This window comes from Streptococcus sp. C300, from assembly GCF_000187645.1.
Classification (GTDB): domain Bacteria; phylum Bacillota; class Bacilli; order Lactobacillales; family Streptococcaceae; genus Streptococcus; species Streptococcus oralis_CQ.
Genome location: NZ_GL732468.1, coordinates 199,390 through 223,216 on the forward strand (window position 1 = coordinate 199,390; position 23,827 = coordinate 223,216).

The following is a 23,827-nucleotide window of genomic DNA, read 5'->3' on the forward strand; positions in this document are numbered from 1 at the left end:
ATACTCAGATTTTAAATCAATTTCCCAAACTTTGTTTTTATTTTTAATTAAGGAGTGAACTCTTGCAAAGGAGTCACCTTACTGTATGGAGAAATCGGTTTGTGCAATATATGATCACTCACCAGTCATCAGAAGAACCACCGCCATCAAAGCCACCGCCGTCCCAGCCTCCAGATGAGTCGGAGCCCGAATCAGACCAAGAGGAACCTGAGTCTGATGAGTCACCGCCCCACCAGCCACTGCCAGAATCATCACCATGTGAACCGCTACCACGACCTCCAGATATAAATCCGATAATCATCACGATGAAGTAAATGAGAATTCCAAATCCGATAACTCCGTCACTCGAACTGCTTTTTCGATGCCGTCTCGAAGAACTGCTCTCACCAGCATACCTTTCAAGTTCCCTTAAGCGACTAGAGTTGGTAGTATAGCCGTAGCTACTTTTAGAACTTGAAGCACTTGTACTCGATCCACTATAGAACATGTAGTTGAGATTATTGACTATTGAGAGAACACCCTTGTTATAGTCACCATTTTTAAAGTAAGGGCGTGCCGTTGTCAAGAACCTGTGAGTCTGATAGTCTGTGATTTTACTGGCCACATTATTACTGGTTTCAATCCGTGATTTTCTATCCTCAACAGCGACCACAATCAAGGCGCCGTTGTTGTCTCCCGAGTAACCAATCTTCCAAGCTCTAGCTGTTTCGTTAGCTACAGTTTCAATTGTTTCTCCATCTAGGCTTTTCACAACGTAAACACCCATCTGGAATTTTTCTGATTTTTTACTATTGACATTGTTCAATCCCCGAATCAGACGAATAGTATCATCCGTTAGATAGTGATCCGGGTCATAGATCCCGTACTCAGGTTTTTCAGGTGCTGTGAATGCTGACAAGAATAGAAAGACCATCAGCAACCCAAGCAAGCGAACCAACAAACTATGTTTAAATAATCTGCTTTTTTTCATAATAACCTCCCTGATAAAGGAAAATTGATTTAAGGAATTATAGCATTTTGATTTTTACAAAGAAAGTGCATTTTCATTACAAATAGATTACAAAATCTAGGAAAATGATTGAAATTTGATGACAGATTCTCCCCCAATTTGGTAGGTTCTTTTCTCCCCTTTTAGTATAGAAAAAAGAAGACTATGAAGTCTTCTTTTAATTTATTTTTGTAGAAAAACAAGCAAGGTTTACTTGCGTTTTCTCGCAATCAAGTGAATCGGTGTTCCCTCAAAGACAAAGGCCTTGCGGATTTGATTTTCCAAGAAACGCAAGTAAGAGAAGTGCATGAGTTCTTCTTCATTGACAAAGATGACAAAGGTTGGTGGCTTGGTTGCCACTTGGGTTGCGTAGAAAATCTTGAGGCGTTTTCCTTTGTCTGTCGGTGTTGGATTGATAGCAATGGCATCCATAATCACATCGTTCAAGACTGCCGATGGGATACGGGTGTTTTGACTCTCGCTAATTTGCTTGATCATCTCAGGCAGTTTATGGAGACGTTGCTTGGTCAAAGCTGAAACAAAGACAATCGGCGCATAAGGCAGATATTGGAACTGCTCACGGATATCTTCTTCCCAGTTCTTCATGGTGTGGTTGTCTTTGTCAAGAGTATCCCATTTGTTGACCACGATGATCATTCCTTTACCCGCTTCGTGGGCAAAACCTGCGATACGCTTGTCGTACTCACGAATACCTTCTTCGGCATTGAGAACCATCAAGACTACGTCCGAACGGTCAATGGCACGCATGGCACGCATGACAGAGTATTTTTCTGTATTTTCGTAGACTTTACCTGATTTACGCATACCCGCCGTATCAATCATGGTAAACTCTTGTCCATCCGTATCTGTAAAATGGGTATCAATGGCATCACGCGTTGTTCCAGCTACTGGACTAGCAATCACGCGGTCTTCTCCCAAAATAGCGTTAATCAAACTTGATTTTCCAACGTTGGGACGGCCAATCAAGCTAAATTTAATCACGTCTGGATTTTCTTCTTCAACTTCGTGTGGTAGATTTTCCACAATGGCATCCAGCACATCACCCGTACCGATACCGTGGACAGACGAAATTGGCAGCGGTTCGCCCAATCCTAGCGCATAGAAATCAAAGATATCATTTCGCATCTCAGGGTTGTCAACCTTGTTAACCGCTAGGATAACAGGTTTATGGGTTTTATAGAGTTTGCGGGCTACGTATTCATCCGCATCTGTAATCCCTTCTTTCCCAGAAACTACAAAGACGATGACATCCGCTTCTTCCATAGCGATTTCTGCCTGGTGCTTGATTTGTTCCATAAAGGGAGCATCGACATCGTCAATCCCTCCCGTATCAATCATACTAAAGGAACGATTGAGCCACTCACCCGTTGCATAGATACGGTCACGTGTCACACCCTCGACATCTTCTACGATGGAGATCCGCTCACCAGCGATCCGATTAAATAGGGTTGATTTCCCAACATTGGGACGTCCCACAATGGCAATAGTTGGTAAGGCCATGTTTTCTCACTTTCTACAATAACTTTTTCTGTTCTAGATTCTTCCGAGTTGAACGAGGTTCGGCTTGACCAAACTGCTCTGCCAAACGTTGACTCCAAGAGGTCGTCGCACGCGCACCAGCATAGTCTGCCTGTACTTGGTCATAGTCCAAAATCGCTTCAACTGGCTGTTCTTGGTATTCTTCTTCAAATACCACTTGGCTCAAAGGCAGTCTTGGTTTGACGTCATGTTGTTGATCTGGCACGCCAAGGGCAATCCCAAAAACAGGATAGGTGTAGTCAGGCAGGTTAAAAAGCTCTGCCACTTCTTCTGACTTATAACGGACCAAACCGATAATCACACCACCATATCCCAGACTCTCAGCCGCAAGCAAGGTGTTTTGCCCCGCAAGCGCAGCATCCACAGACGTGATGAGGAGACCTTCCACTCCTTGGGGTTGGAAAGTGTCCGTATGAAGGCTTGCTCCCTTTTCAGCTCGGTTCAAGTCACCAACAAAGAGCAAAAAGGCAGCTGACTGGCGAATGGCTTCCTGCGGAACCAATTCATAAAGAGCATCTTTCTTCTCCTGACTGCGCACAAGAATCACAGAGTAGGATTGGAAATTTTTCCAAGATGACGCCATTTGAGCAGCTGTCAAGATTTCATTTAAGTGTGCTTGAGAAATCTCTTGCTCCTTAAAACGACGAACTGAAGTATGAGCTTTCATCAGTTTAATGGTTTCTGTCATCTGCGATTCTCTCCTTCTAGTCTTGTCTCCTCTGCCAAATAACGAATCCGTTCCATGACCCGTCTAGCTTCCCAAGTCTCATCATTCCCATTCTTTCCTTTGGCAAAATGTTTTTCCAAATCTTGGAAATTAAAGTTGGAAGTAAAGAAGGTCGGCAAATCTTCTTGCATGCGGTACTGGAGAATGACTTGGAGAATCTCATCACGTACCCAAGGGGTAGACTGTTCTGCACCAATATCATCCAATACCAAGACTTCTGCTAACTTGATGTCATCCACCAAGGTCTTCACAGATCCTTCACCGATGGCATTTTTCACATCAATGACAAAACTTGGATAGTGGAGAATGGTTGTTGAAGCACCACGTTTTTCAGATAGGTCGTGAGCTAGGGCCGCCATCATGAAACTCTTACCGACACCAAAATCTCCGTAAAGATAGAGGCCCTTTCGGATGCTTGGGTAAAGGTCAACAAAGGAATAGAGTCTCTCAAAAATTGGCAAGCGTCCTAGATCATCCAGGTCAATCTGAGCCAACTTCGCTTTCTTGAGACTTGCTGGTAGATTGATCAACTTGAGACGATTCTTGATTGCCGCCTCTTTTTCAGCCGCGATTAGTTCGGGTGTTTCTTCATAAGACACATCCGCATAACCGTGATTCATGACCAAGATAGGCTTGTAGCCACGCGCTATATAGTCAGCATCCCCACGAAGAAACTTATCCCGTTCTGTGATATATTGGTTGAACTTGGAGATGCTACGATTCAACTCCTCTGGGCTGAGGGATTCTTTCTGGATAAAAGCCGCTACATCGGGGTCCTTCATGATCTGCTGGACCAAGTCCTGATACTGAAAACGACTTGTCTGACGTTTGATTACATCACCAACACTTTCCATCTAGTCTCCTCCTTCTTCTAATCGGGCTAACATTTCTTGTTTTTTGCGTTCTAGTTCCAGACGAGTTTCCTCGCTGGTTTGATTTTTATATTCTGGATTGCTCCACTTGGGAACATTTGTCTTAGTCGAGCTAGTTTTTGATTTTTTGTCTTCCTGCCCTTTTTGCTGGTGCTCTCGAATCCGAAGCACAGCCTCTTCTGCTGTTCGAATTTTTTGATAAGCATAGTCATTGGCAACCTTCATGGCATATTTCTCATTGACATTTGCCGAATCAACCTTGTTAAAGGTTAAAAGTAAGACGATATTAATGACTTCATCCAACAAACCTAAAGACGCCATCTGGTGAAGGAGTTCTCGCTCACTCTGGGTGATGTTCCCCTTACGCGTTTGCTTGATTTCCGCTAAAAATTGTAGGGGAGTTTTATTCTTGGCTTCCCTGATAATGGTCATTTCTTTGGGACTAAAGTCAGAAGATGCTGGTTTTTGTGCTATCTTTTCACGCATGCGTTTGACTGAAATAACCTGAGCCACCGCTGTCGCCTTAGCTAATTGATAGGTTTCAAACCAGGTCCATTTTTTTTCGTCTGCGATGGCAAACAACTCCAAAACATCCGCCTTCTCGTTTTCAAAACGCAAGCCATCTCGGGCCATCAGCCGCCGGAAATGTTCCAAGTCAAAATCATTTTTTAACTTGCTTTTAGACTCGCTTGGAGTCATTTCTTCGGTCAGGTTTGGAAAGACTTGACTCAAAGAAACAGAAAGTGCTTCTCCTTCACTTGGAGCCTGCTTCATAGAAGCAAGCGCAGTATCCCCAATCTTCCTCTCCAATAGTCTGCTATAGACAGAATGACTTAGAAAATCCTGACTGGAAAGGGGAGAATGAAGCTGTAATTCATAGACATCCTCCTTCTGATAAAGGGTCAACAAATCCAAGGCAGATAAGACTTTGAGGGATTGGAGCAAGGTCGGCATGCCAAAGTTTAAGTGGTTGAGAATATGGGAAAGGAGGTGCTCCTTTTGCCCACCATCCCAAAAGGTAATGGCATATAGATAGAGGCTCAGTGCCTCCTGACCGATAATCGGGAGGTAGCACTGCACCAGAGAAGAGGTATCTTGCGACACCCGATTATTCTTTAGAAAAGAAAAACGGTCATTTGGCTTCATTTATTTTTCCTTTTTCTTCTTAGAGGACTGGGTGATCTGCTGGAGAAGGCTCTCCAACTCACTCACATCCTTAAAGCTACGGTAAACACTGGCAAAACGAACATAGGTAATCTCATCAAGTTCCGCCAATTCTTCCATGACTAAAGAACCAATGTATTCACTTTGGATCTCATTCTCACTGCGACTACGGAGTTTTTGCTCGATGCGATTGACCACCATGCCAATTTCATCACTTGACACAGGACGCTTCTGGGCTGAGCGGATAATCCCATTAAAGATTTTATCTCTCGAAAACTGCTCACGTGTACCGTCTTTTTTGACGACAACCAGTGTTCTCTCTTCTACTCGTTCATAGGTTGTAAAACGATGCTGACACTCATCGCACTCACGTCTTCGGCGGATGGTATTTCCTTCTTCGGCTTGTCGACTATCAACAACACTAGACTTGGTAGCCCCACATTTTGGACAACGCATGCATTTCCCTCCTTGTCGTTTTCTTTTCATTATACCATTTTTTGAGCAATTCCCAAAACAATTCTTATTTTTACTTGACAAGTTTTTTGTTTTATTGTATTATTTAATTAGAACAACAAAGACAAAGAAAGGAGACTATGATGTCCTGGTCATTTGATAATACAAAACCGATTTATTTACAGATTATGGAAAAAATCAAACTACAGATTGTTTCCCATGAACTGGAACCCAATCAACAGCTCCCTACCGTGAGAGATTTGGCGAGCGAGGCTGGGGTCAATCCTAATACCATTCAGCGCGCCTTGTCTGACCTCGAACGTGAAGGATTTGTATACAGCAAGCGGACAACTGGTCGTTTTGTCACTGAGGATTTGGACCTCATCCTTCAGTCCCGCAAACAACTTTCCGAGGAGCAGCTGCAACACTTCGTCTCTTGCATGCTCCAATTTGGCTACCAAAAAGAAGAACTGCCAAATGTATTAAGCGACTATATTAAAGGAGTTTAAGACTATGACACTACTAGCACTTGAAAATGTATCAAAATCATATGGAGCAACTGCGGCACTTGACAATATCTCACTTGAGATTTCGGCTGGCAAAATTGTTGGTCTCCTTGGACCAAACGGTTCTGGGAAAACAACCTTGATCAAACTGATCAATGGTCTTCTTCAGCCAGATAAAGGACGTGTCCTCATTAACGGACAGGATCCAAGTCCTGCTACAAAGGCGATTGTCTCCTATCTTCCTGACACAACTTATCTCAATGAAGAGATGAAGGTCAAAGATGCTCTAACCTATTTTAAAACCTTCTATCAGGATTTTAATCTCGAAAGAGCCCAACACTTGTTAGCTGATCTCGGCATTGATGAGAACAACCGCCTCAAGAAACTATCAAAAGGGAACAAGGAAAAAGTTCAACTCATCCTGGTTATGAGTCGCGAAGCTCGTCTTTATGTCCTCGATGAACCGATCGGTGGAGTGGATCCAGCTGCCCGTGATTATATCCTCAATACCATCATCAACAACTATTCCCCAACTTCTACGGTGCTAATTTCAACCCACTTGATTTCAGATATTGAGCCAATCTTGGATGAGATTATCTTCCTCAAAGACGGAAAAGTCGTCCGCCAAGGAAATGTTGATGATATTCGTTACGAGTCAGGTGAATCAATTGACCAGCTCTTCCGCCAGGAATTTAAAGCCTAAGCAAAGGAGATTATTATGTTTTGGAATCTAGTTCGTTATGAATTTAAAAATGTCAATAAATGGTATCTGGCACTCTACGGTGCTGTGCTTGCAATTTCAGTTTTGATTGGAGCTTTTATTAGCAGCCTTAGCCAGAGTTACAATCCTAACAATGCTGCTTATTTCATCTTCTTTTTAGTACTAGTCTTTGGAGGACTCAGCGTCACTCTTTGGATTGCAACAATCTTTTTAATCATCCGAAGATTCAAGGGCAGTGTTTATGACCGCCAAGGGTACTTGACCCTGACCTTGCCTGTCTCTGAGCACCAAATCATCATCGCAAAACTTTTAGGTGGTCTTGTCTGGTCCATCTTAAGCTATATCGTCTTTATCTTGAGTATATTGATTATCTTCTTCTTAACACCAATAGAAAAAGACTTCACTGCCCTCTATAACTTCATTTCCCCTTACCTCAGCTACGGCTGGCTGTATGCGCTATCACTGTTTGTAGGTTCGATCGCATGGATTTTATCCATCTACCTCTCCATCTCTATCGGACAACTCTTTAATGAGTATCGAACAGCTATGGGGATTCTAGCCTATATCGTCATTGCCATCGTCATTGGTTATGTTTCTCTCTTTTTCCGAATTGAAAATGACTTTAACATGATGATTGGTACAGAAATTCTGCGCGATCTCTTTTTATCAGCTATCTACTATCTCGGTACCTACTATATCTTGAAAAACAAGGTTAACTTGCAATAAGTTAAAGGTCTAGCGACTCTGTATCGCTAGATCTTTTCTTTTAGATATATTGTATGAAAATGTGGATAAAAAGGAGTATAATAATTTTAAAAGTGATTACTGTATATTGATAAGGAGGGAGCTCTTTATGCTTAGAACGTTTGTTGCAAAGAAACACTTAACACTTTACTTCTTTTCGATTGCAATCACATGGCTGGAAGCGATTATTACGCCAGCGCTCATTCAGAGTATCGTTGCTAGTTTTACCAATCAAGAACTGGAACTTCTTTGGAAAGTGTTGATTCTGGGAATCCTTGGAAACCTCATCCTCTTACTGGGGCTAGCTGGAAAACGCTATTACTACGCTCGTTTGATTACTGATTTCAGATATGGAATTAAAAGCGCTATTTTCAAGCGATTCCTCAGCGGTTATGATATTGATGAAAAGGATATTTTGTCTGATTTAGAAAACGACGTCAACCAGTTAGAAAAGAGCTATATTGAGCCAACCGTTATCATTATTTCTTCTCTTGGTTTCACAACCGTCTCCATTCTATATGCCCTGTGGACTAATTTTTACCTAGGCTTGATTTTTATTCTCTTCTACTCCGTCCCTGTCCTCTGTAGTGCCATCGGATCTAAGCGTTTAGATTCACTTTCTGAAAAGCGGTCCACTATTAACCAGAGCTACTTATCAAGCTTGACAAATTTTATTGGCGGTAGCCAACAGATTCGTCATTATCAGGGACAGGACTTCTTTTTTGCTCGCTATCAAAATCAGTTACAGACTAGTTTGGATGCGGAAATACGATATGAGAAACAACGTACCCTAAACAGTCTCTTTATCAATAGCATCGATGCCTTTTGCTCCGTTGCCCCTATTGTCATTGGCGGTTTTATGACCTATTATGGTTATTTAAACGCAGCTAGTTTTGTAGCCATTTATCTCGTTTCTCATAATATTGGCTATCAATTCCAAGAATTAGCCTACTTTACTAACACCCGAAAAGCAACTCAATACCTCTGTGAAAAGTACCAAGTACTTTTCACAAATTCTAGTCCTATTTCTACTAGCACCTTCCAAAACATTTATCCCGTCCAACTAGAGAATATCTCTCTAGAAAAAGAGGGACAGGTCCTTTTATCCCCTCTTTCCATGCACATCAAGAAAGGAGAAAAGATTGCCATTATCGGTGAAAGTGGCTCTGGAAAAACGACTTTACTCAATATCATTCATGGAGAGTTGGCTGCGACCAGTGGACGGATTGCATTTGCTGGCCAAAGCCTATCACGCCAAGAAATCACGAGCGTTAGCTCCTATATCCTCCAAGATAGCCATTACTTTGACACGCTGTCTCTGGAAGACAATATCCTTCTAGGAATGACTAAAAAGCAAGAAAGGTTGAATCATATCCTCAAGACAACTGGTTTAGAACATTTGAAAAATCGAACTCTTAGCAACGATAGCCTGTCTGGTGGCGAGAAACAACGACTCGAAATCGCTCGCGCGCTCTATCACGACAGCCAACTCATCTTAGCTGATGAGATTAAGGCCAATCTTGACTTAGAGAATAGCAAAAAGATTAGCGACCTCCTCTTCTCGCTACCTCAGACAGTCATTGAAGTCATTCACCATTATACAGACGAGGACTTAAAACGCTACGACCAAGTCATTCATTTAAGCAAAGAAAAGTAAATCCTTACAAAATAAAATTGGAAAAAAGCAAGGAACTTAAATTCCTTGCTTTTTAACTCAATATCAAACTGGCTACGATGGGACTTACAAATACATAGAGAATACCGGTGACACCGATAGCCAAGCCACCCATGGCTCCTGCTACAGAGCCGTATCGAAAGGCCGTACCCGTTCCGACAGCATGACCAGTTCCTCCAAGAGAAAGTCCCACAGCCACTGGGTCATCGATCTTCAACCATTTCAAAAGGGTTGGTCCGATTACACTAGTCAAAATCCCAGTTGCCACTACGACGACCAAAGTCACAGTCGTCAAACCTTGCAATTTTTCTGTGATTCCCACTGCCATGGCGGTTGTCACTGACTTGGGAAAGAGAGAAATGGCTAGGAAAAAGTCCATGCCAAATATTTTCGCTACTATGGCAGTGAAGCTAGTATTGACAACTACTGCTAACAGACTACCAAATAGAATACTCCGAGCATGATGCTTCATCAAGTGAAAACTCTTATAAAGCGGAATCCCTAGAGCCACGGTCGATGGGACTATCAAGTTGTTCAGATAAACCCCACCTTGGTAATAATCTTGATAAGAAATACCCGTCGCCTTAAGGAAAATAATGATAAAAATAGCCGACAACAGCAAGGGTGTTGTCAATGGATGGGGAAAACGTCTGTAAATCAACATCCCCACTAGATAAGCTAGGATAGATAATGCAATCCCAAACAGAGGATTGGATACAAATTCGCTCATTTGGCATCTCCTTTCTCATAATCTCCCTCAAATCGTCTCTTGATAAACTGGACCACTAGGGCGATGAGGATAATGTTGATGACAGCCGCAAAAAAGACAATCAAAACAATGGGCAAGAGATAAGGGGCAATCACATCAAACTTTTCCATGATACCCACTGCTGGCGGCAAAAAGAGAATGGTCATATTGGCCAACAAGAAATTCCCGACCATGTTGACATGTCTGGTCCTTAGCCACTTGAACTGTAAGGCTAGAAAGAGAATAATCAAACCGATAATACTGCCTGGGATGGGCAGATGAAAGAAACTAGAAATTCCCTCTCCGATAAGAGAAATCACAAAGAGAATCATTAATTGAACATATAATTTCATCCTAAACTCCACAAAATAGACTTCTTGCATACCAGTTTACTCTTTTTTCAGAAAATTTCAAGGAAATATCGAAATTCTTCTTTCTTGCAAGGATTAGTTAAAAGTAGTATAATCATTGCATGCGCAATCATCTTGTGTTACAAAGATAATCAGTAATGACTTTGTGATTTTTACTTTGAAAAGAAAGGAGAATGCAATGACCTATTTGGAAAAGTGGTTTGACTACAACCGCCGTCAAAAGGAAATGGAAGCCATGTTAGAAGAAACCATCGCCCAGCAGACTGAACAAAGGTTGACCTTAAAAGAGTTTTACCTGCTCTACTATCTGGATCTAGCTGATGAAAAATCCTTACGACAGATTGATTTACCTGATAAGCTTCATCTCAGTCCCAGCGCTGTTTCTCGAATGGTGGCTCGCCTGGAAGAGAAAAACTGTGGCTTGCTTAGTCGCCGGTGTTGCGATCAGGATAGACGGGCTAGTTTTATCTGCCTGACTGACGAAGGACAGACAACTCTAGCTTACCTGCAAAAGGCTGTCGAAGAAAGACTGGAGACGAGTCTTGATTTCATTTCATAATCATATTTTCTAAAAAAGTTGCGTGCGCAATCATTTTTCTTGACATTACTCTTTTCAAGGAGTAAAATAAAGTCAAGATCGAACAAAGGAGTTTTATATGATCGAAATTACTTATCTAGACGCCAGTAAGCAAGAGAGAACCATGACTTTCGAGTCTTACCAAGACTTTGAACGTTCTCAACACGCCTGCCTCATCGGCGTTGCTGATTACTATACTGTCCAAAAATTAACCTACAATGGTCATGATTTGGACTACCATGGGACTTATGGAGATGTTTTCTTCTATCTCATGAAACAAGATTTAAGCCAATATAACTAAAAAAGGAGAAATACAATGGCAAAAGCAATTACAGATGCAACATTTGAACAAGAAACAAAAGACGGTTTGGTCTTGGTAGACTTCTGGGCAACTTGGTGTGGTCCATGTCGTATGCAAGGTCCAATCTTGGATAAATTGTCTGAAGAACTTTCAGAAGATGTCTTGAAAATCGTTAAAATAGACGTTGATGAAAATCCAAATACAGCTCGTGCCTTTGGAATCATGTCTATCCCAACCCTTCTCTTCAAAAAAGACGGCCAAGTGGTGAAACAAGTTGCTGGAGTACACACTGCAGAACAAATCAAGGCCATCGTTGCTGAATTGAGCTAATCACACGAGAGACCAAGTGCTTCATTTGGTCTCTTTTTTCTTGCCCTTTGCCATTTTTCAAAAAATATGCTAGACTGTAGGTAGAATATTACGATGTTTGGGACAAGCCATCGCTAAAAAAAACCTCTACTTGGTATTTTTTAGCTCCCCTCAAGGGAGCTTTTTGCGTGCTCTGAACATTTCCCATTTTGGAAGGAGTACTATGAAACGTCAATCAGCCTTGGTCGTCTTTAGTGGCGGTCAAGATTCCACAACCTGCCTCTTTTGGGCTAAAGAACACTATGAAACAGTCGAAGCCGTCACCTTTGCCTACGGCCAACGCCATCATCTCGAAATTCAAGTTGCTGAAGAAATCGCTAAGGAACAAGGTATTCGTCATCACATCTTAGATATGTCTCTTCTGGGACAAATCACTGAAAATGCCTTGACCTCTGATATGGAAATCGAGCAAAAAGAGGGAGAGGTTCCCAATACTTTCGTTGACGGTCGCAACCACCTCTTTCTGTCCTTTGCGGCAGTTCTTGCCAAACAACTTGGTATTAAAGACATCGTGACAGGTGTTTGCGAGACAGATTTCTCAGGCTACCCTGACTGCCGTGATGTCTTTGTCAAATCTCTTAATGTCACCCTCAACCTTGCCATGGATTACGACTTCGTTATCCAAACACCTCTCATGTGGCTAGACAAGGCTGAAACTTGGGAATTAGCCGACCAACTCGGTTCCTTTGACTATGTTCGTGAAAAGACCTTGACCTGCTACAATGGGATTATCGGAAGTGGCTGTGGAGATTGTCCAGCCTGCCACCTACGTCAGCATGGCTTAGACCTCTATCTTTCCCAGAAAGGAGCAAATTAGTGTTTTTCGCACCTAAAGAAATCAAACAGGAAACCGGGGAGTCTCTGATCTACAACCCTCACAGAACCTTGGTATCAAAAGAATTTACCTTCGATGCTGCCCACCATCTCTTTCACTATGAAGGGAAATGCAAATCCCTGCACGGCCACACCTATCATCTACAGATTGCTGTCAGTGGATTTTTAGATGAACGTGGCATGACCTACGATTTTGGAGATATCAAAGCGATCTACAAGAACTACTTAGAGCCCCACTTGGATCATCGCTATCTCAATGAAACCCTGCCTTATATGAACACGACTGCTGAAAATATGGTTTACTGGATTTTCCAAACCATGAGTCAAGAGTTGCCCGACGAGCGCGGTCTCCGTTTGGAATACGTTCGCCTCTATGAAACTCCGACTGCCTTTGCAGAGTTTAGACGGGAGTGGTTAGATGACTAGGGAACGTGTCCTCAAACTACCAGTTCTGGAAATTTTTGGCCCTACCTTTCAAGGTGAAGGTCGTGCTATCGGGCAGAAAACCATGTTTGTCCGTACTACTGGTTGCGACTACCATTGCGACTGGTGCGACTCTGCCTTTACTTGGGATGGTTCTGAAAAGCCAACTCGCATGACCGCTGATGAAGTCATTGCTGCCTTAGATAAGCTAGGAAGCTACGACTACGTCACCCTGTCTGGGGGAAATCCCGCTATCCTAGCAGCCAATATGGCCGAACTCGTCACCAAGCTCAAAGAACGTGGGGTCACCCTTGCTGTTGAGACCCAAGGTTCTCGCTGGCAAAATTGGTTAAAAGATATTGACCAAGTCACTCTGAGCCCCAAACCTCCCTCATCCAAGATGGAAGTCAACTTCGAGACTTTAGACTTTATCGTTTCCCAATTGGATCCAGACAAGGTCACCTTTAAAATCCCTGTCTTTGATGATGCCGATTTGGCCTTTGCTAAAGGGATTCAAGAACGTTACCAACCAGATGTCCTCTTCTTATCGGCTGGAAATCCTGAGCCCAAGGCTACAGGTAATATTGTTCAAGACCAACTAGACCGTCTCAAAGAACTCTGGGAACGCGTCGCTGCTGACGATAGCTGGGGCAATGTCCGCGTCCTTCCTCAACTCCATACCCTCCTCTACGACAACCAACGTGGTGTTTAGATTAGAAAGAAAAAATCATGTCACAACAAGAAGAAATGAAAAACCTAAGCCTACTGGGCAACAAAGAAACCAACTACATTTTTGACTATCAACCAGAAGTCCTTGAATCTTTTGACAATCGTCATGTTGAAAATGACTATTTCATCAAATTCAACTGTCCTGAATTTACCTCGCTTTGCCCAATCACCGCTCAGCCAGACTTTGCGACCATTTATATTTCCTACATTCCTGACAAGCTCTGCATCGAATCAAAATCCCTCAAACTCTACCTCTTTAGCTATCGAAATCATGGAGATTTTCATGAAAACTGTATCAACACTATCGGGAAAGATTTGGTCAACTTGCTAGACCCTCGCTATTTAGAGGTATGGGGAAAATTCACTCCGCGTGGTGGTATCTCAATCGACCCTTACTACAACTACGGTAGACCTGGAACTAAGTATGAAGGCTTGGCAGAACAGCGTCTCTTCCAACACGACCTCTACCCAGAGAAAATTGACAACCGTTAAACTCATACTCAATGAAAATCAAAGAGCAAACTAGGAAGCTAGCCGCAGGTTGCTCAAAGCACTGCTTTGAGGTTATAGATAAGACTGAAGAAGTCAGCTCAAAACAGTGTTTTGAGGTTGCAGATGGAAGCTGACGTGGTTTAAAGAGATTTTCAAAGAGTATAATACGAAAAAGCCCTGTTCCTCAAACTGAGAACAGGACTCTTTTTTCGTTTCTTATTCTTCTGTTCCAAGGAAATTTTTCGCAACAAGTGCTGCAAGAACGCCACCAACGATTGGGGCAAGGATGAAAATCCAAACTTGTTGAAGAGCTGCGCCACCTACAAAGACAGCAGGTGCCAAGCTACGAGCTGGGTTTACTGAAAGGCCAGTAATGTTCAATCCAACAAGGATCATCGCCATCAAGGACAAACCGATTACCAAACCAGCGATTGCGCCATTGCCCTTGCTTGCTGAAGTGACAGTCATGATAACTAGGACAAACAAGAAAGTTGCGATGACTTCAAACAAGAATCCACCAAAGACAGTGACACCGTTTGCCAAGGCATTTTCACCAAGGCTAGCAGTTGACATGCCTGAGTTAGACAAGAGGAAGAATACTGCAGCTGACGCAAGGAAAGCTCCAACTACTTGTCCAAGGATGTAGTTTACAAGTTCTGAAGATGACAAGCGTTTGTTTACAAACATAGCGATCGAAACGGCTGGGTTCAAGTGAGCACCTGAAACAGTTCCGATTGAGAAAGCTGCAACCACAATTGCTAAACCAAAGGCAAAAGCAATTCCAAGGTGTCCAAGACCATTAAGACCATTTCCAAAAACAACGGCTCCTGTTCCGATGAACACAAGCATAAATGTACCGATTAATTCAGCAACAAATTTTTTCATGATAAGTCTCCTTTTTTCAAACTATGTATTAGTCTATCAAAAGAAGGAAAGGGTTTCAAGAAAATTGACTGGAAAGTTATTTGAAAATTATGAAACGACTCGCTTATCCTTAGTACTGAAAGGATTGAATGGCTTCTTTCAAGTCATTTTGCAAACTATTTCTCTGGTCAAGTTGGATATAGACTTCCAACAGACAGGATCTGAAGTTGGAAAATTTATAAAAATCTTCCCTCTCTTCTATCGGAAAGTCAATAGTTTTTACCCAAGAAGCTACTTGTTCCTGCTCTAATTTCCCTTGCAAAATGGGTTCATAAAGTACTCTCGCTAAGCGCCAATCCTCATCATTTGTAAAACGAATGGTAATTCTTTTAAATAGTTGACCCAGTACATCAAATACTTCAGAAACTCTGTTACTAGGAAAATCTGGATGACAAACGACTTCCGTCAAGAGATCCGCTCCATGCGCAAAAGCGTGAACCCAACCATACTGACTTGAAAAACCTGTCGTATCCTTTTCTTTTTTTAAGTAATACAAACCTTGAGATAGCATAGCATTTCTTATATCAGCTTTTAATCCTTTATAGAAAAGAGAGTGCTCGTTACCATCTGCAGACAAAAGATTGGCATAAATAAGCGCCCTAAAAGAACGTTTAAGGGCCGAAACTCCTCTACTATCAATCTCTTTGTATAGACCTTCATCAGAGGAGACCTCTTCTGAAATAAACTGAAATTGCTCAAGGGAAAACAACTCTTCTTGAATCCCTCTAGCCAAACTCGTAAAAACCAATTCATCACGAATCTCTGGATTGGGATCCCCTATGTGATCAAGTAACCACTGGAGTTCTTCTTGACGATAGCTCGGTTTTTCTTCTGCTATTTTTCTAAGTAACTCTTGATACATGGTCAATACCTCTACATTTCTAGTAACTTATCAAAAAGCCATTCTCTGTTCATATCCTTATCCTAAATCCTCTTTACTCCCCCAACTCAGCACTGTAGGCGATAATCTGGTCAACTGTTTCAGACAGAAACTGAATCGTATCACGGAGTGGTTTGTCTGTTGAGATATCCGCTCCGATAATCAGGGCTGACTCAAGCGGTGTCTTGCTTCCACCTGATTTGAGGAGATTGAGCCAGTCTTCAGCTCCAGTTGCTGAATGTTTCAGATGAAGGTAACCTGCAGTCGAGATGACTAGCCCTGCCGAGTAGGTGTAGCTATACAAGCCCATATAGTAGTGAGCTTGGCGCATCCAAGTGAGTGCCGCATCGTCGTCAATTTCAATGGCATCTCCCCAGAAATCTGTCAAGACTTCCTTCATAATGCTGTTGAGCTTGCTTGCTCCAAAGGTTTCCCCTTCTTCAATCAATGTATAAACCTTACGCTGAAAGGCTGCTTCCAAGAGGTGGGTGATGAAATTATGGAAGTAGGTATCTGTCAAGCGGTGAGCAAGAGCGAAGCGTTTTTGACGTGGGTCGTCAGATTGGTGTTCCAAGTAATCACTTAAAAGCAATTCATTGAAGGTTGATGGCGCTTCGACGTAGTAGGTCGACATATGGGCATTGAAGTAACTTTGGTGATTGTCAGAAAAGATAAATTGACCAGAATGTCCGATTTCATGAATCAAGGTATAGACATCACTCAAACGACCAGTCCAGCTCATGAGGACATAAGGGTGCACGCGATACGGATCCGCCGCATAACCACCAGAATCCTTGCCACTATTAGCAGCAAAGTCCACCCAGCGTTCTTCTTGATAGCGCGCAACTTCCTGACAATATTCTTGTCCCAAAGGTTCTACTGACTTCATGACCAAATCATAGGCGTCATCAATAGTCACTTCAGGATTAAGGGCGCTGTCCAAGTCCAATTTCCAGTCTGCAAAGGTCATCTTTTCAAGACCATTGACCTTGGCAACATGCTTGAGGTATCTCTGAGCAACTGGTGCAAAGTCCTTCATGATGAGGTCAATCTGACGGTCAAACATGGCACGGTCCACTTCTTGCTCAGCTAGAAGATAATCAAAAACCGAGTCGTAGCCCTTCATATCTGCCAACAGTTTTTCAGACTTGACCTGAGCTAAGTAGGTTGCCGCAGCCGTATTTTGGTGCTTACGAAGTCCCTCTGAGAAGGAACAGAAAGATTTCTCACGAACATCAGCGTCCTCGTGGTTTTGGTAGAAATTTTCATAGGTCACAAAGCTGTTTTTGTAGGTTTTGCCATGGGCTTCAAAGTCAGCCATCTCAAAGTCCCCAGCTCGCATCTTGGTGTAAATATCCTGTGGACTGTAGAAGACTTCACCCAGATTTGTCAAAGCCTTTTCCACATCCGCACCTAGGTAGTGGGCTTTTTTGATTTTGGCCTGACGAATGGCTGCCGTTAAGTGTGGCAGCTCACCCAAACGGTCCAAGACTTCCTCGTCTGCTGCCACCAAGGCATCGTCAAAGAAGGTCAAGGCTACACTGGCATCTGTCTCAAATTCCATCCCAGCTTGGGCGATATTGGCGAACTCTTCATTGCTATAGTCTGTCGTCTGAGGCATAAAGGCATAATTGCCAATATGACTCATCTGGATATAGATTTGTTCCAATTCCTCAAAGGCCTTCTCAAAATCCTCAAAAGTGTGAAGATTACTCTTGTAATCACGGCTAAATTGGTTGATGTCTTCGCGCGTTTTCTCGATTGCACGCAAGAAATCCTCACGGTCTTGGTATAGGGCTGTTAAGTCCCAAAGTTCCTTTTCTGGAAATTCTGAACGGTTTTTTTGTTCCATTTTCTTCCTCTTATTTCTCTAATTCTACTAAAACACTAAGGGCTGATAAGGCGTAAAGTGGCGCTGTTTCAGCTCGCAAGATGCGAGGACCAAGTCCCGCCAAAACGGCTCCTTTAGCTTCAAAACTCTCGATTTCTGTAGGTGAGAGACCGCCTTCTGGACCAAAGATAAAGAGCAATTTGGCTCCTTTTTCAAGACCTGTGACTGCTTGCAGGAGCGCAGCGGCTTCTCTTTCTTTTGCTGATTCTTCGTAAGCCACTACGATAGAGTCGAACTGATCCAGTTGCGCTAGAAAGTCTGCTTTTTTCTCAAAAAGTTTGACACTTGGAACGATATTACGTTTGCTTTGTTCGGCTGCTCCAAGAGCGATTTTTTCTAGTTTTTCGACTTTCTTGCCTAGTTTCTTGCCGTCCCATTTGGCAACTGACCAATCGGCAGGAAAGGCCCAGATTTGGCTAGCGCCTAGTTCTGTTACTTTCTGAGTAATAAACTCCAGCTTGTCTCCCTTGGGAAATCCAGATGCGATGGTGACTTGAACGGGCAGTTCCACATTGTCCGCTAATTCTTGGACCAATTCAAACTGACATGCTTCCACATCCAGCACGCGCGCCAAGCGCTTGATGCCATCATCAAAGACTAAGGTCACCTCATCCTCTTCTTTCAGCCGCATGACCTGAAACATATGCTTGATGGTTTCCTTGTCCTCGATAGTTACAGGAGAGATTGCACTGCCTTTGACAAAATACTGCTGCATGCTAGCCTCCAATCACACCAGAAATATCCTTGGTCTTCTTAAAGACACAGGCATTCCATTCCCCTTGAATCATGTGGGTTTCAAGGAAAAATCCAGCTGACTCAGCTGACTCGCGCACCATGTCCCACTTGTCCTTGATAATCCCACTCATGATCAGGTAGCCTTCGTTCTTGACCAAACGATAAGCATCATCTGTCAGATGAATGAGAATATCCGCCAAGATATTGGCCACAATGACATCTGCTTCAATCTCCACACCCTTGAGCAAATCTCCAGTAGCAACATGGATGTTTTCCATGCCAGGGTTGAGCTCGATATTTTCCTGAGCGACACGAACCGCCACATCATCCAGGTCATAGGCGAAGATTTCCTTGGCACCCAGAAGCGAGCTGGCAATAGAAAGAACACCTGAACCAGTTCCTACATCAAGCACCGTTTCGCCGCCACGAAGAACCTGCTCCAAGGCGAAAAGGCTCATCTTGGTCGTTGGATGCGTTCCAGTCCCAAAAGCCATGCCTGGATCCAGCTTGATAATCTTTTCTCCAGCAGCCGCCTCGTAGTCCGTCCAGGACGGCACAATGGTCAAGTCGTGAGTGATGCGAGCTGGCTCATAGTATTTCTTCCAGTTGTCTGCCCAGTCTTCCTCAGCCAAGGCAGTCGTGCCCATCTTGACCTCTCCTAGATCCATAAAATCAGTTAATTCTGCCAGGCGAGCCTGCAAATCTGCCTCAACCACTGCTACATCAACCGTATCAGGATAGTAGGCGGTCACTACGATTTCTTCATGTTGCTCGACCTCTGGGAAAATCTCACCAAAACGGTCGACATTCCCCACATAGTCCATGCTGTCTTCAATCGCAACACCTTGGGCACCTAACTCAATTAAGAGATTGGAAACCAATTCCTCTCCCTCACGCTTAACTGTTACTTTTAACTCTTGCCATGTTTCCATCATTAAGATACCAAGCCCGTAAAACACAAAGCCAAAATAGGAAAGTCTCTGAAGACGCTTGTGTCTATGAGACGTTTATCTTTTTGGCACAGTGTTTAGGGCGGGTTCAGTTTAGAAATGTAACCGAACCATCCTTTCTATTTATCAATCATTTTATTCATGTAAACCATATCCATACCTTCTTTTTCAGGCTCGATATGGGTTTGACGGTAGCCATTTTTCTCATAAAAGGCGACCATGCCCGCATCCTGTAATACCGTACACAAATCCCACTGTTTAATCGTTGGAAATTCCTTTTCCAGTAATCTCAATCCCTCAGAACCATAACCTTTTCCTTGATACTGGGGCAAAATCGCTGCCGTTCCCAACCAAGCCTCCGTCAATTCCTCATTGGTCTGAACTCGTAAAAATCCGATATTTTCGTCCTTTTCTTTCACAAAGTAGTAATAGCTATTAGGACGCTCAACCAATTTCCACTTGATTCGTTCACGATCCTCTAGATAGGGATCATACTCATCTTGATATTTCTCATAGACAGCCTTAAAGCTAGCCCTTTGAATTGCAATTACGGTTTCTAAATCTTCTGCTCCTGCTCGGACAAGTTTAATCATAGTCTCTCTCCAAATAATCCCTCACCCTATCCTGCAACTGGGGTACAACCTTATCTGAGCCAAGAAACTCCTCAACGCTCATCAGTCTATATCCCTGCCCTTCATCACCAAAGACAATCTTGTCAAACTGTTCCTTAGTCAACTTTCCCACTAGAAAAACGGATTTCTTCCCCTCAAAAAGCATACTTGGGTACACCTTGCTCCAAAGCAGACAATCCTCAGTCAGCTTAATTCCCAGTTCTTCATAAACTTCACGCGCCGCGCACTCAAAAGGACTTTCATCACCCTCTCGTCCGCCACCTGGCAATTCCCACATATTGGGCCAAGGAATGCTTGCCTTATCATCACGCAAGATAGTTAAAATCCTATCCTCACAAAAGAGGGCAATTTTGCAACCTGTAAAATCAGAAATTTCTATTTCCATATCAGACTCCTTCGGATAATTCTTTCTCCAACTCTGCTAACCAGTTTTCATAGTATTGTTTCTCGTTTCGTAACATTCTACTACTAGCCATTTTCTGTCTAGCAATCTTCATAGCCTTGTGAGTTTGAACTACATCTTTCTTTACTTTAAATTGATACCAAGCTTGAATGACCTGCATATCTGCTGTTTTTATAGATAAAAAGGATTTGACCCCTCGAATACTTGCATATTCTTCCGCATTCTTATTATCTCCTTCCATCAGAGCAACTTGAAGAAGGTATAATTGAGAACTAGTTTTAGACATTGGATTATCTGTTTTCTCTAACACAGACTGAAACTGTTGCTTTGCAAGCTCTATATTATCATCCAATATGAATACCAATCCCTGAAGAGTCCGAACACTTTCTGCAAAACTTCCTCTCACATCCTCATCAACAGACATGATAAAGTCTTTTAAATCATATTCTTGAGGAGCTAGCAAGGTCTGGGCAGAATGCCTCAACATTAGGTAGGCGTATTTGGTATTTTCAGGTTGTTGTAGCAATTCCCAAATTTTCGCTCCATCGGTGATGCCGACTGGCAAAATGTTATTTAGGAAGAAAGACAAATTAAGAAAAATCCAAGTCCCTGCAAAATACCAGCTTCTTGTCAAAAATCCAAACACTATCGCCAATAATATCAAGCTGAGATGAACCATCAAGCCTCCTGAAAGCATCAGGATGATTCTTTGATCGCTTTCATCTTCTTTCAATCCAATATACTGAGCACCAACATTTTTTATAACTGCTGTTCGACTAAGATGAAGCCTTCCTGACTTTTTGGTTAAAAGAAAGTTCCCTAATCCAAAAGCCACCAGACGATAGCCTGTCAGATAACCACAAAATGCATGACCAAGCTCATGAAGAATCAAGATTACATACATGCTTAGAAAAGCAAAAGCATAACCAAAACTAAAAACTAATAATGCAGAATAGCCCAACTCTGCAAATGCGATGGTTCCACAAGCAAAAGCTAGCATAATAAAGACAACAGCTAGCACATAAACCAAATAAATCCCAATTTTCTTCATAAAATCTCCAACCAACTCCTAATATCTCGGATAAGGATAAAACCCTCCCTCTTCCAATCCAACTTTTCCTTCTTCAAAGACTTCTTGGTTCCATTCCATGACAAATTCTTCTGCTTCTGGGTCTTCCAAAAAGTCCATGAGGGCATCTAGCCCAACCTCAGCAGTATCTTTAAGGAATAGCGCAAAATAAGCTAAAAATTCGCGAGAAAATCCTTTTTTAGGCAAGTAAGGGATGACAGTCAAATAGTCTTCTTCATTGACTGTTGATTTGGCAGGATTGTAAAAAAGCACTGCTTCTTCAAAGAGAATGTCATCTGACGAAACCTCTCCATCTTCATCCACCATCTCCACACCTGCAGCATTTTGCGCTTCCAATAGAAAACTCACTTCAACCGCGTGGTTGCGCTTGTCCCAACTAATCTCAAAGTCAAAGGGAAAATTCTTCTCCAACTCTTCCTCTAAAACATCTAAAAATCCGTATGTTGCCATTTTGTCCTCTTTCTATGCGACTCTTAAATCGTCCCGATTGCTCGGAAATATGCTAAAATAGATACTACCATCTTACCACATATACATCAGAAAATCCACGTTAGAAAGGACTGCTATGCCAGACAATCTCGCGCTTCGCATGCGCCCAAAAACCATTGACCAGGTCATCGGTCAGGAGCATCTAGTCGGACCTGGAAAAATTATCCGTCGCATGGTGGAAGCCAATCGTCTGTCCTCCATGATTCTCTACGGACCTCCAGGTATTGGCAAGACCAGTATTGCCTCTGCCATCGCTGGAACGACCAAGTATGCCTTTCGGACCTTCAATGCGACTGTTGATAGTAAAAAGCGACTACAAGAAATCGCCGAAGAAGCTAAATTCTCCGGTGGATTGGTCCTACTACTGGACGAGATTCACCGACTAGATAAAACCAAGCAAGACTTTCTACTTCCCCTCTTGGAAAGTGGTCTGGTCATCATGATTGGTGCTACGACTGAAAATCCTTTCTTTTCTGTCACTCCAGCCATTCGCAGTCGTGTTCAGATTTTTGAGTTAGAACCCTTGTCTAATCAAGATGTTAAAGAGGCGATTCGAATCGCTCTAACTGACCCTGAACGTGGATTTGATTTCCCAGTTGAGCTAGATGAGGATGCACTGGATTTCATCGCTACCTCTACAAATGGAGACCTGCGTTCTGCCTTTAATTCACTAGACTTAGCCGTTCTCTCTACTCCCGAGAATGACAAGGGCATCCGCCATATCACACTGGATATCATGGAAAACAGCCTCCAACGGAGTTACATTACCATGGATAAGGATGGGGATGGACATTATGATGTTCTCTCTGCTTTACAAAAGTCCATCCGTGGTTCGGATGTGGATGCCAGTCTCCACTATGCTGCCCGCTTGATTGAGGCTGGAGATTTGCCTAGTCTCGCTCGTCGTTTGACCGTCATCGCTTATGAAGATATCGGTTTGGCCAATCCTGAAGCTCAGATCCATACTGTAACTGCTCTAGATGCTGCTCAAAAGATAGGCTTCCCAGAAGCTCGCATTCTCATTGCCAATGCCGTAATTGACTTGGCCCTGTCACCCAAGTCCAACTCAGCCTACGTCGCTATGGACAAGGCCCTTGCTGACCTCAAAACATCAGGTCATTTACCTATTCCGCGCCACCTGCGCGATGGCCACTACAGTGGAAGCAAGGAACTAGGGAATGCGCAAAACTATCTCTATCCGCACAACTATCCTGGAAACTGGGTCAAGCAGGACTATCTGCCAGAAAAAATTAAAGATCAGCACTACTTCACTCCGGAAGATACTGGCAAATACGAACGGGCTTTAGCTCAACGCAAGGAAACCATTGATAAATTACGGGACTTGTGAAATCCTTTTCAAATAATTGCATTTTCCTCTTGATTTTTTTTGAAAAAGTGGTATCATATAAACATAGAAACGCTGTGGTGTACGACTTCACACTTAAGTGTTGACCGACTATTTTTTGTATTATTAGGGAAACAAAAGTCTTCTAACAGCATGTAGGCCGTCTCACACGGAAACAGCTTCAGTTAGAGCGAGTTGCCCACCTGCTTAATTGCGCGGGTTCAATACAAACCG

At 42.8% G+C, this 23,827-nt stretch carries 29 protein-coding genes; 12 read left to right on the forward strand and 17 right to left on the reverse strand.

Going from position 1 to position 23,827, the window contains the following annotated elements:
* Nucleotides 1-118: 118 nt before the first annotated feature.
* The 6 genes from HMPREF0849_RS07225 to nrdR all read right to left on the reverse strand — a co-directional run bounded on the left by HMPREF0849_RS07225 (nt 119) and on the right by nrdR (nt 5,767).
* Nucleotides 119-970, reverse strand: a complete 852-nt coding sequence (locus HMPREF0849_RS07225) for a TPM domain-containing protein (RefSeq protein WP_000749679.1) — start codon at nt 968-970, stop codon at nt 119-121.
* 228 nt (nt 971-1,198) lie between these two features.
* On the reverse strand, nt 1,199-2,509 hold the full coding sequence (der, locus tag HMPREF0849_RS07230; RefSeq protein WP_001207686.1) for a ribosome biogenesis GTPase Der: 1,311 nt from the start codon (nt 2,507-2,509) through the stop codon (nt 1,199-1,201).
* A 13-nt stretch (nt 2,510-2,522) separates the two neighbouring features.
* Nucleotides 2,523-3,236 (reverse strand): NADPH-dependent oxidoreductase, encoded by a 714-nt coding sequence (locus HMPREF0849_RS07235; RefSeq protein WP_000140858.1) that lies wholly within the window; start codon nt 3,234-3,236, stop codon nt 2,523-2,525.
* Complete coding sequence (gene dnaI / locus HMPREF0849_RS07240) at nt 3,233-4,129, reverse strand: primosomal protein DnaI (RefSeq protein ID WP_000446487.1); 897 nt, start codon at nt 4,127-4,129, stop codon at nt 3,233-3,235. The genes HMPREF0849_RS07235 and dnaI overlap by 4 nt, the downstream gene beginning before the upstream one ends.
* Nucleotides 4,130-5,293: a DnaD domain protein gene (locus HMPREF0849_RS07245; protein ID WP_000803924.1), complete on the reverse strand. Its 1,164-nt coding sequence runs from the start codon at nt 5,291-5,293 to the stop codon at nt 4,130-4,132.
* On the reverse strand, nt 5,294-5,767 hold the full coding sequence (gene nrdR, locus HMPREF0849_RS07250; protein ID WP_001203676.1) for a transcriptional regulator NrdR: 474 nt from the start codon (nt 5,765-5,767) through the stop codon (nt 5,294-5,296).
* A 140-nt stretch (nt 5,768-5,907) separates the two neighbouring features.
* Here nrdR and HMPREF0849_RS07255 point away from each other — a divergent pair, with 140 nt between their 5' ends.
* From HMPREF0849_RS07255 to gggC, 4 genes are all read left to right on the forward strand, one after another.
* Nucleotides 5,908-6,273, forward strand: coding sequence for a GntR family transcriptional regulator (locus HMPREF0849_RS07255; protein WP_000119116.1), 366 nt, complete (start codon nt 5,908-5,910; stop codon nt 6,271-6,273).
* A 4-nt stretch (nt 6,274-6,277) separates the two neighbouring features.
* Entirely contained in the window at nt 6,278-6,973 is a 696-nt protein-coding gene (locus tag HMPREF0849_RS07260; protein ID WP_000173182.1) for an ABC transporter ATP-binding protein, read from the forward strand.
* Between the two features lie 15 nt (nt 6,974-6,988).
* Nucleotides 6,989-7,717 carry a hypothetical protein gene (locus HMPREF0849_RS07265; RefSeq protein ID WP_000498773.1) on the forward strand — a complete coding sequence of 243 codons (729 nt, stop codon included), beginning with the start codon at nt 6,989-6,991 and terminating at the stop codon, nt 7,715-7,717.
* A 127-nt stretch (nt 7,718-7,844) separates the two neighbouring features.
* Nucleotides 7,845-9,392, forward strand: a complete 1,548-nt coding sequence (gggC, locus tag HMPREF0849_RS07270; protein ID WP_000946536.1) for a streptosactin export ABC transporter GggC — start codon at nt 7,845-7,847, stop codon at nt 9,390-9,392.
* Between the two features lie 52 nt (nt 9,393-9,444).
* Here gggC and HMPREF0849_RS07275 read toward each other — a convergent pair whose 3' ends face one another.
* Together HMPREF0849_RS07275 and HMPREF0849_RS07280 are read right to left on the reverse strand one after the other, a co-directional pair.
* The gene (locus HMPREF0849_RS07275; RefSeq protein ID WP_001288935.1) at nt 9,445-10,140 is read right to left on the reverse strand and encodes an LrgB family protein; all 696 of its coding nucleotides are present in this window, start codon (nt 10,138-10,140) and stop codon (nt 9,445-9,447) included.
* Complete coding sequence (locus HMPREF0849_RS07280; protein ID WP_000781325.1) at nt 10,137-10,511, reverse strand: CidA/LrgA family protein; 375 nt, start codon at nt 10,509-10,511, stop codon at nt 10,137-10,139. The genes HMPREF0849_RS07275 and HMPREF0849_RS07280 overlap by 4 nt, the downstream gene beginning before the upstream one ends.
* Before the next feature lie 196 nt (nt 10,512-10,707).
* On the opposite strand from HMPREF0849_RS07280, the gene HMPREF0849_RS07285 reads away from it, so the two are divergent.
* The 7 genes from HMPREF0849_RS07285 to queF all read left to right on the forward strand — a co-directional run bounded on the left by HMPREF0849_RS07285 (nt 10,708) and on the right by queF (nt 14,254).
* Nucleotides 10,708-11,088 (forward strand): MarR family winged helix-turn-helix transcriptional regulator, encoded by a 381-nt coding sequence (locus tag HMPREF0849_RS07285; RefSeq protein WP_000221649.1) that lies wholly within the window; start codon nt 10,708-10,710, stop codon nt 11,086-11,088.
* Nucleotides 11,089-11,185: 97 nt separating this feature from the next.
* On the forward strand, nt 11,186-11,407 hold the full coding sequence (locus HMPREF0849_RS07290) for a DUF4649 family protein (protein ID WP_000570263.1): 222 nt from the start codon (nt 11,186-11,188) through the stop codon (nt 11,405-11,407).
* Nucleotides 11,408-11,422: 15 nt separating this feature from the next.
* Nucleotides 11,423-11,737 (forward strand): thioredoxin, encoded by a 315-nt coding sequence (gene trxA, locus HMPREF0849_RS07295; RefSeq protein WP_001029578.1) that lies wholly within the window; start codon nt 11,423-11,425, stop codon nt 11,735-11,737.
* Nucleotides 11,738-11,939: 202 nt separating this feature from the next.
* On the forward strand, nt 11,940-12,593 hold the full coding sequence (gene queC / locus HMPREF0849_RS07300; RefSeq protein ID WP_000828759.1) for a 7-cyano-7-deazaguanine synthase QueC: 654 nt from the start codon (nt 11,940-11,942) through the stop codon (nt 12,591-12,593).
* Nucleotides 12,593-13,036: a 6-carboxytetrahydropterin synthase QueD gene (gene queD, locus HMPREF0849_RS07305; protein WP_000464565.1), complete on the forward strand. Its 444-nt coding sequence runs from the start codon at nt 12,593-12,595 to the stop codon at nt 13,034-13,036. Before queC ends, queD begins: the two co-directional genes overlap by 1 nt.
* Nucleotides 13,029-13,745, forward strand: a complete 717-nt coding sequence (queE, locus tag HMPREF0849_RS07310; RefSeq protein ID WP_000196477.1) for a 7-carboxy-7-deazaguanine synthase QueE — start codon at nt 13,029-13,031, stop codon at nt 13,743-13,745. The genes queD and queE overlap by 8 nt, the downstream gene beginning before the upstream one ends.
* Nucleotides 13,746-13,762: 17 nt before the next feature.
* Nucleotides 13,763-14,254 carry a preQ(1) synthase gene (queF, locus tag HMPREF0849_RS07315; RefSeq protein WP_000082577.1) on the forward strand — a complete coding sequence of 164 codons (492 nt, stop codon included), beginning with the start codon at nt 13,763-13,765 and terminating at the stop codon, nt 14,252-14,254.
* 216 nt (nt 14,255-14,470) lie between these two features.
* Here the strand turns inward: queF and HMPREF0849_RS07320 are convergent, their stop codons facing one another.
* The 9 genes from HMPREF0849_RS07320 to HMPREF0849_RS07360 form a co-directional block, all read right to left on the reverse strand.
* Complete coding sequence (locus HMPREF0849_RS07320; protein WP_000714824.1) at nt 14,471-15,139, reverse strand: MIP/aquaporin family protein; 669 nt, start codon at nt 15,137-15,139, stop codon at nt 14,471-14,473.
* Between the two features lie 109 nt (nt 15,140-15,248).
* Entirely contained in the window at nt 15,249-16,040 is a 792-nt protein-coding gene (locus tag HMPREF0849_RS07325; RefSeq protein WP_000284155.1) for a DUF2785 domain-containing protein, read from the reverse strand.
* 73 nt (nt 16,041-16,113) lie between these two features.
* Nucleotides 16,114-17,910, reverse strand: coding sequence for an oligoendopeptidase F (gene pepF, locus HMPREF0849_RS07330; protein WP_000435908.1), 1,797 nt, complete (start codon nt 17,908-17,910; stop codon nt 16,114-16,116).
* A gap of 10 nt (nt 17,911-17,920) precedes the next feature.
* A complete protein-coding gene (locus HMPREF0849_RS07335; RefSeq protein WP_001188185.1) occupies nt 17,921-18,664 on the reverse strand; it encodes a 16S rRNA (uracil(1498)-N(3))-methyltransferase in 744 nt (247 codons plus the stop codon).
* Between the two features lies 1 nt (nt 18,665).
* Nucleotides 18,666-19,616, reverse strand: coding sequence for a 50S ribosomal protein L11 methyltransferase (prmA, locus tag HMPREF0849_RS07340; protein ID WP_009013695.1), 951 nt, complete (start codon nt 19,614-19,616; stop codon nt 18,666-18,668).
* Between the two features lie 137 nt (nt 19,617-19,753).
* Nucleotides 19,754-20,227, reverse strand: coding sequence for a GNAT family N-acetyltransferase (locus tag HMPREF0849_RS07345; protein WP_000594172.1), 474 nt, complete (start codon nt 20,225-20,227; stop codon nt 19,754-19,756).
* A complete protein-coding gene (locus HMPREF0849_RS07350; RefSeq protein WP_000401981.1) occupies nt 20,220-20,651 on the reverse strand; it encodes an NUDIX hydrolase in 432 nt (143 codons plus the stop codon). Before HMPREF0849_RS07350 ends, HMPREF0849_RS07345 begins: the two co-directional genes overlap by 8 nt.
* A 1-nt stretch (nt 20,652) precedes the next feature.
* Nucleotides 20,653-21,720, reverse strand: coding sequence for a M50 family metallopeptidase (locus tag HMPREF0849_RS07355; protein ID WP_000719486.1), 1,068 nt, complete (start codon nt 21,718-21,720; stop codon nt 20,653-20,655).
* 18 nt (nt 21,721-21,738) lie between these two features.
* The gene (locus tag HMPREF0849_RS07360; protein ID WP_000257123.1) at nt 21,739-22,209 is read right to left on the reverse strand and encodes a DUF3013 family protein; all 471 of its coding nucleotides are present in this window, start codon (nt 22,207-22,209) and stop codon (nt 21,739-21,741) included.
* Between the two features lie 115 nt (nt 22,210-22,324).
* On the opposite strand from HMPREF0849_RS07360, the gene HMPREF0849_RS07365 reads away from it, so the two are divergent.
* Nucleotides 22,325-23,596, forward strand: a complete 1,272-nt coding sequence (locus tag HMPREF0849_RS07365; protein WP_001113191.1) for a replication-associated recombination protein A — start codon at nt 22,325-22,327, stop codon at nt 23,594-23,596.
* Nucleotides 23,597-23,827 lie beyond the last annotated feature (231 nt).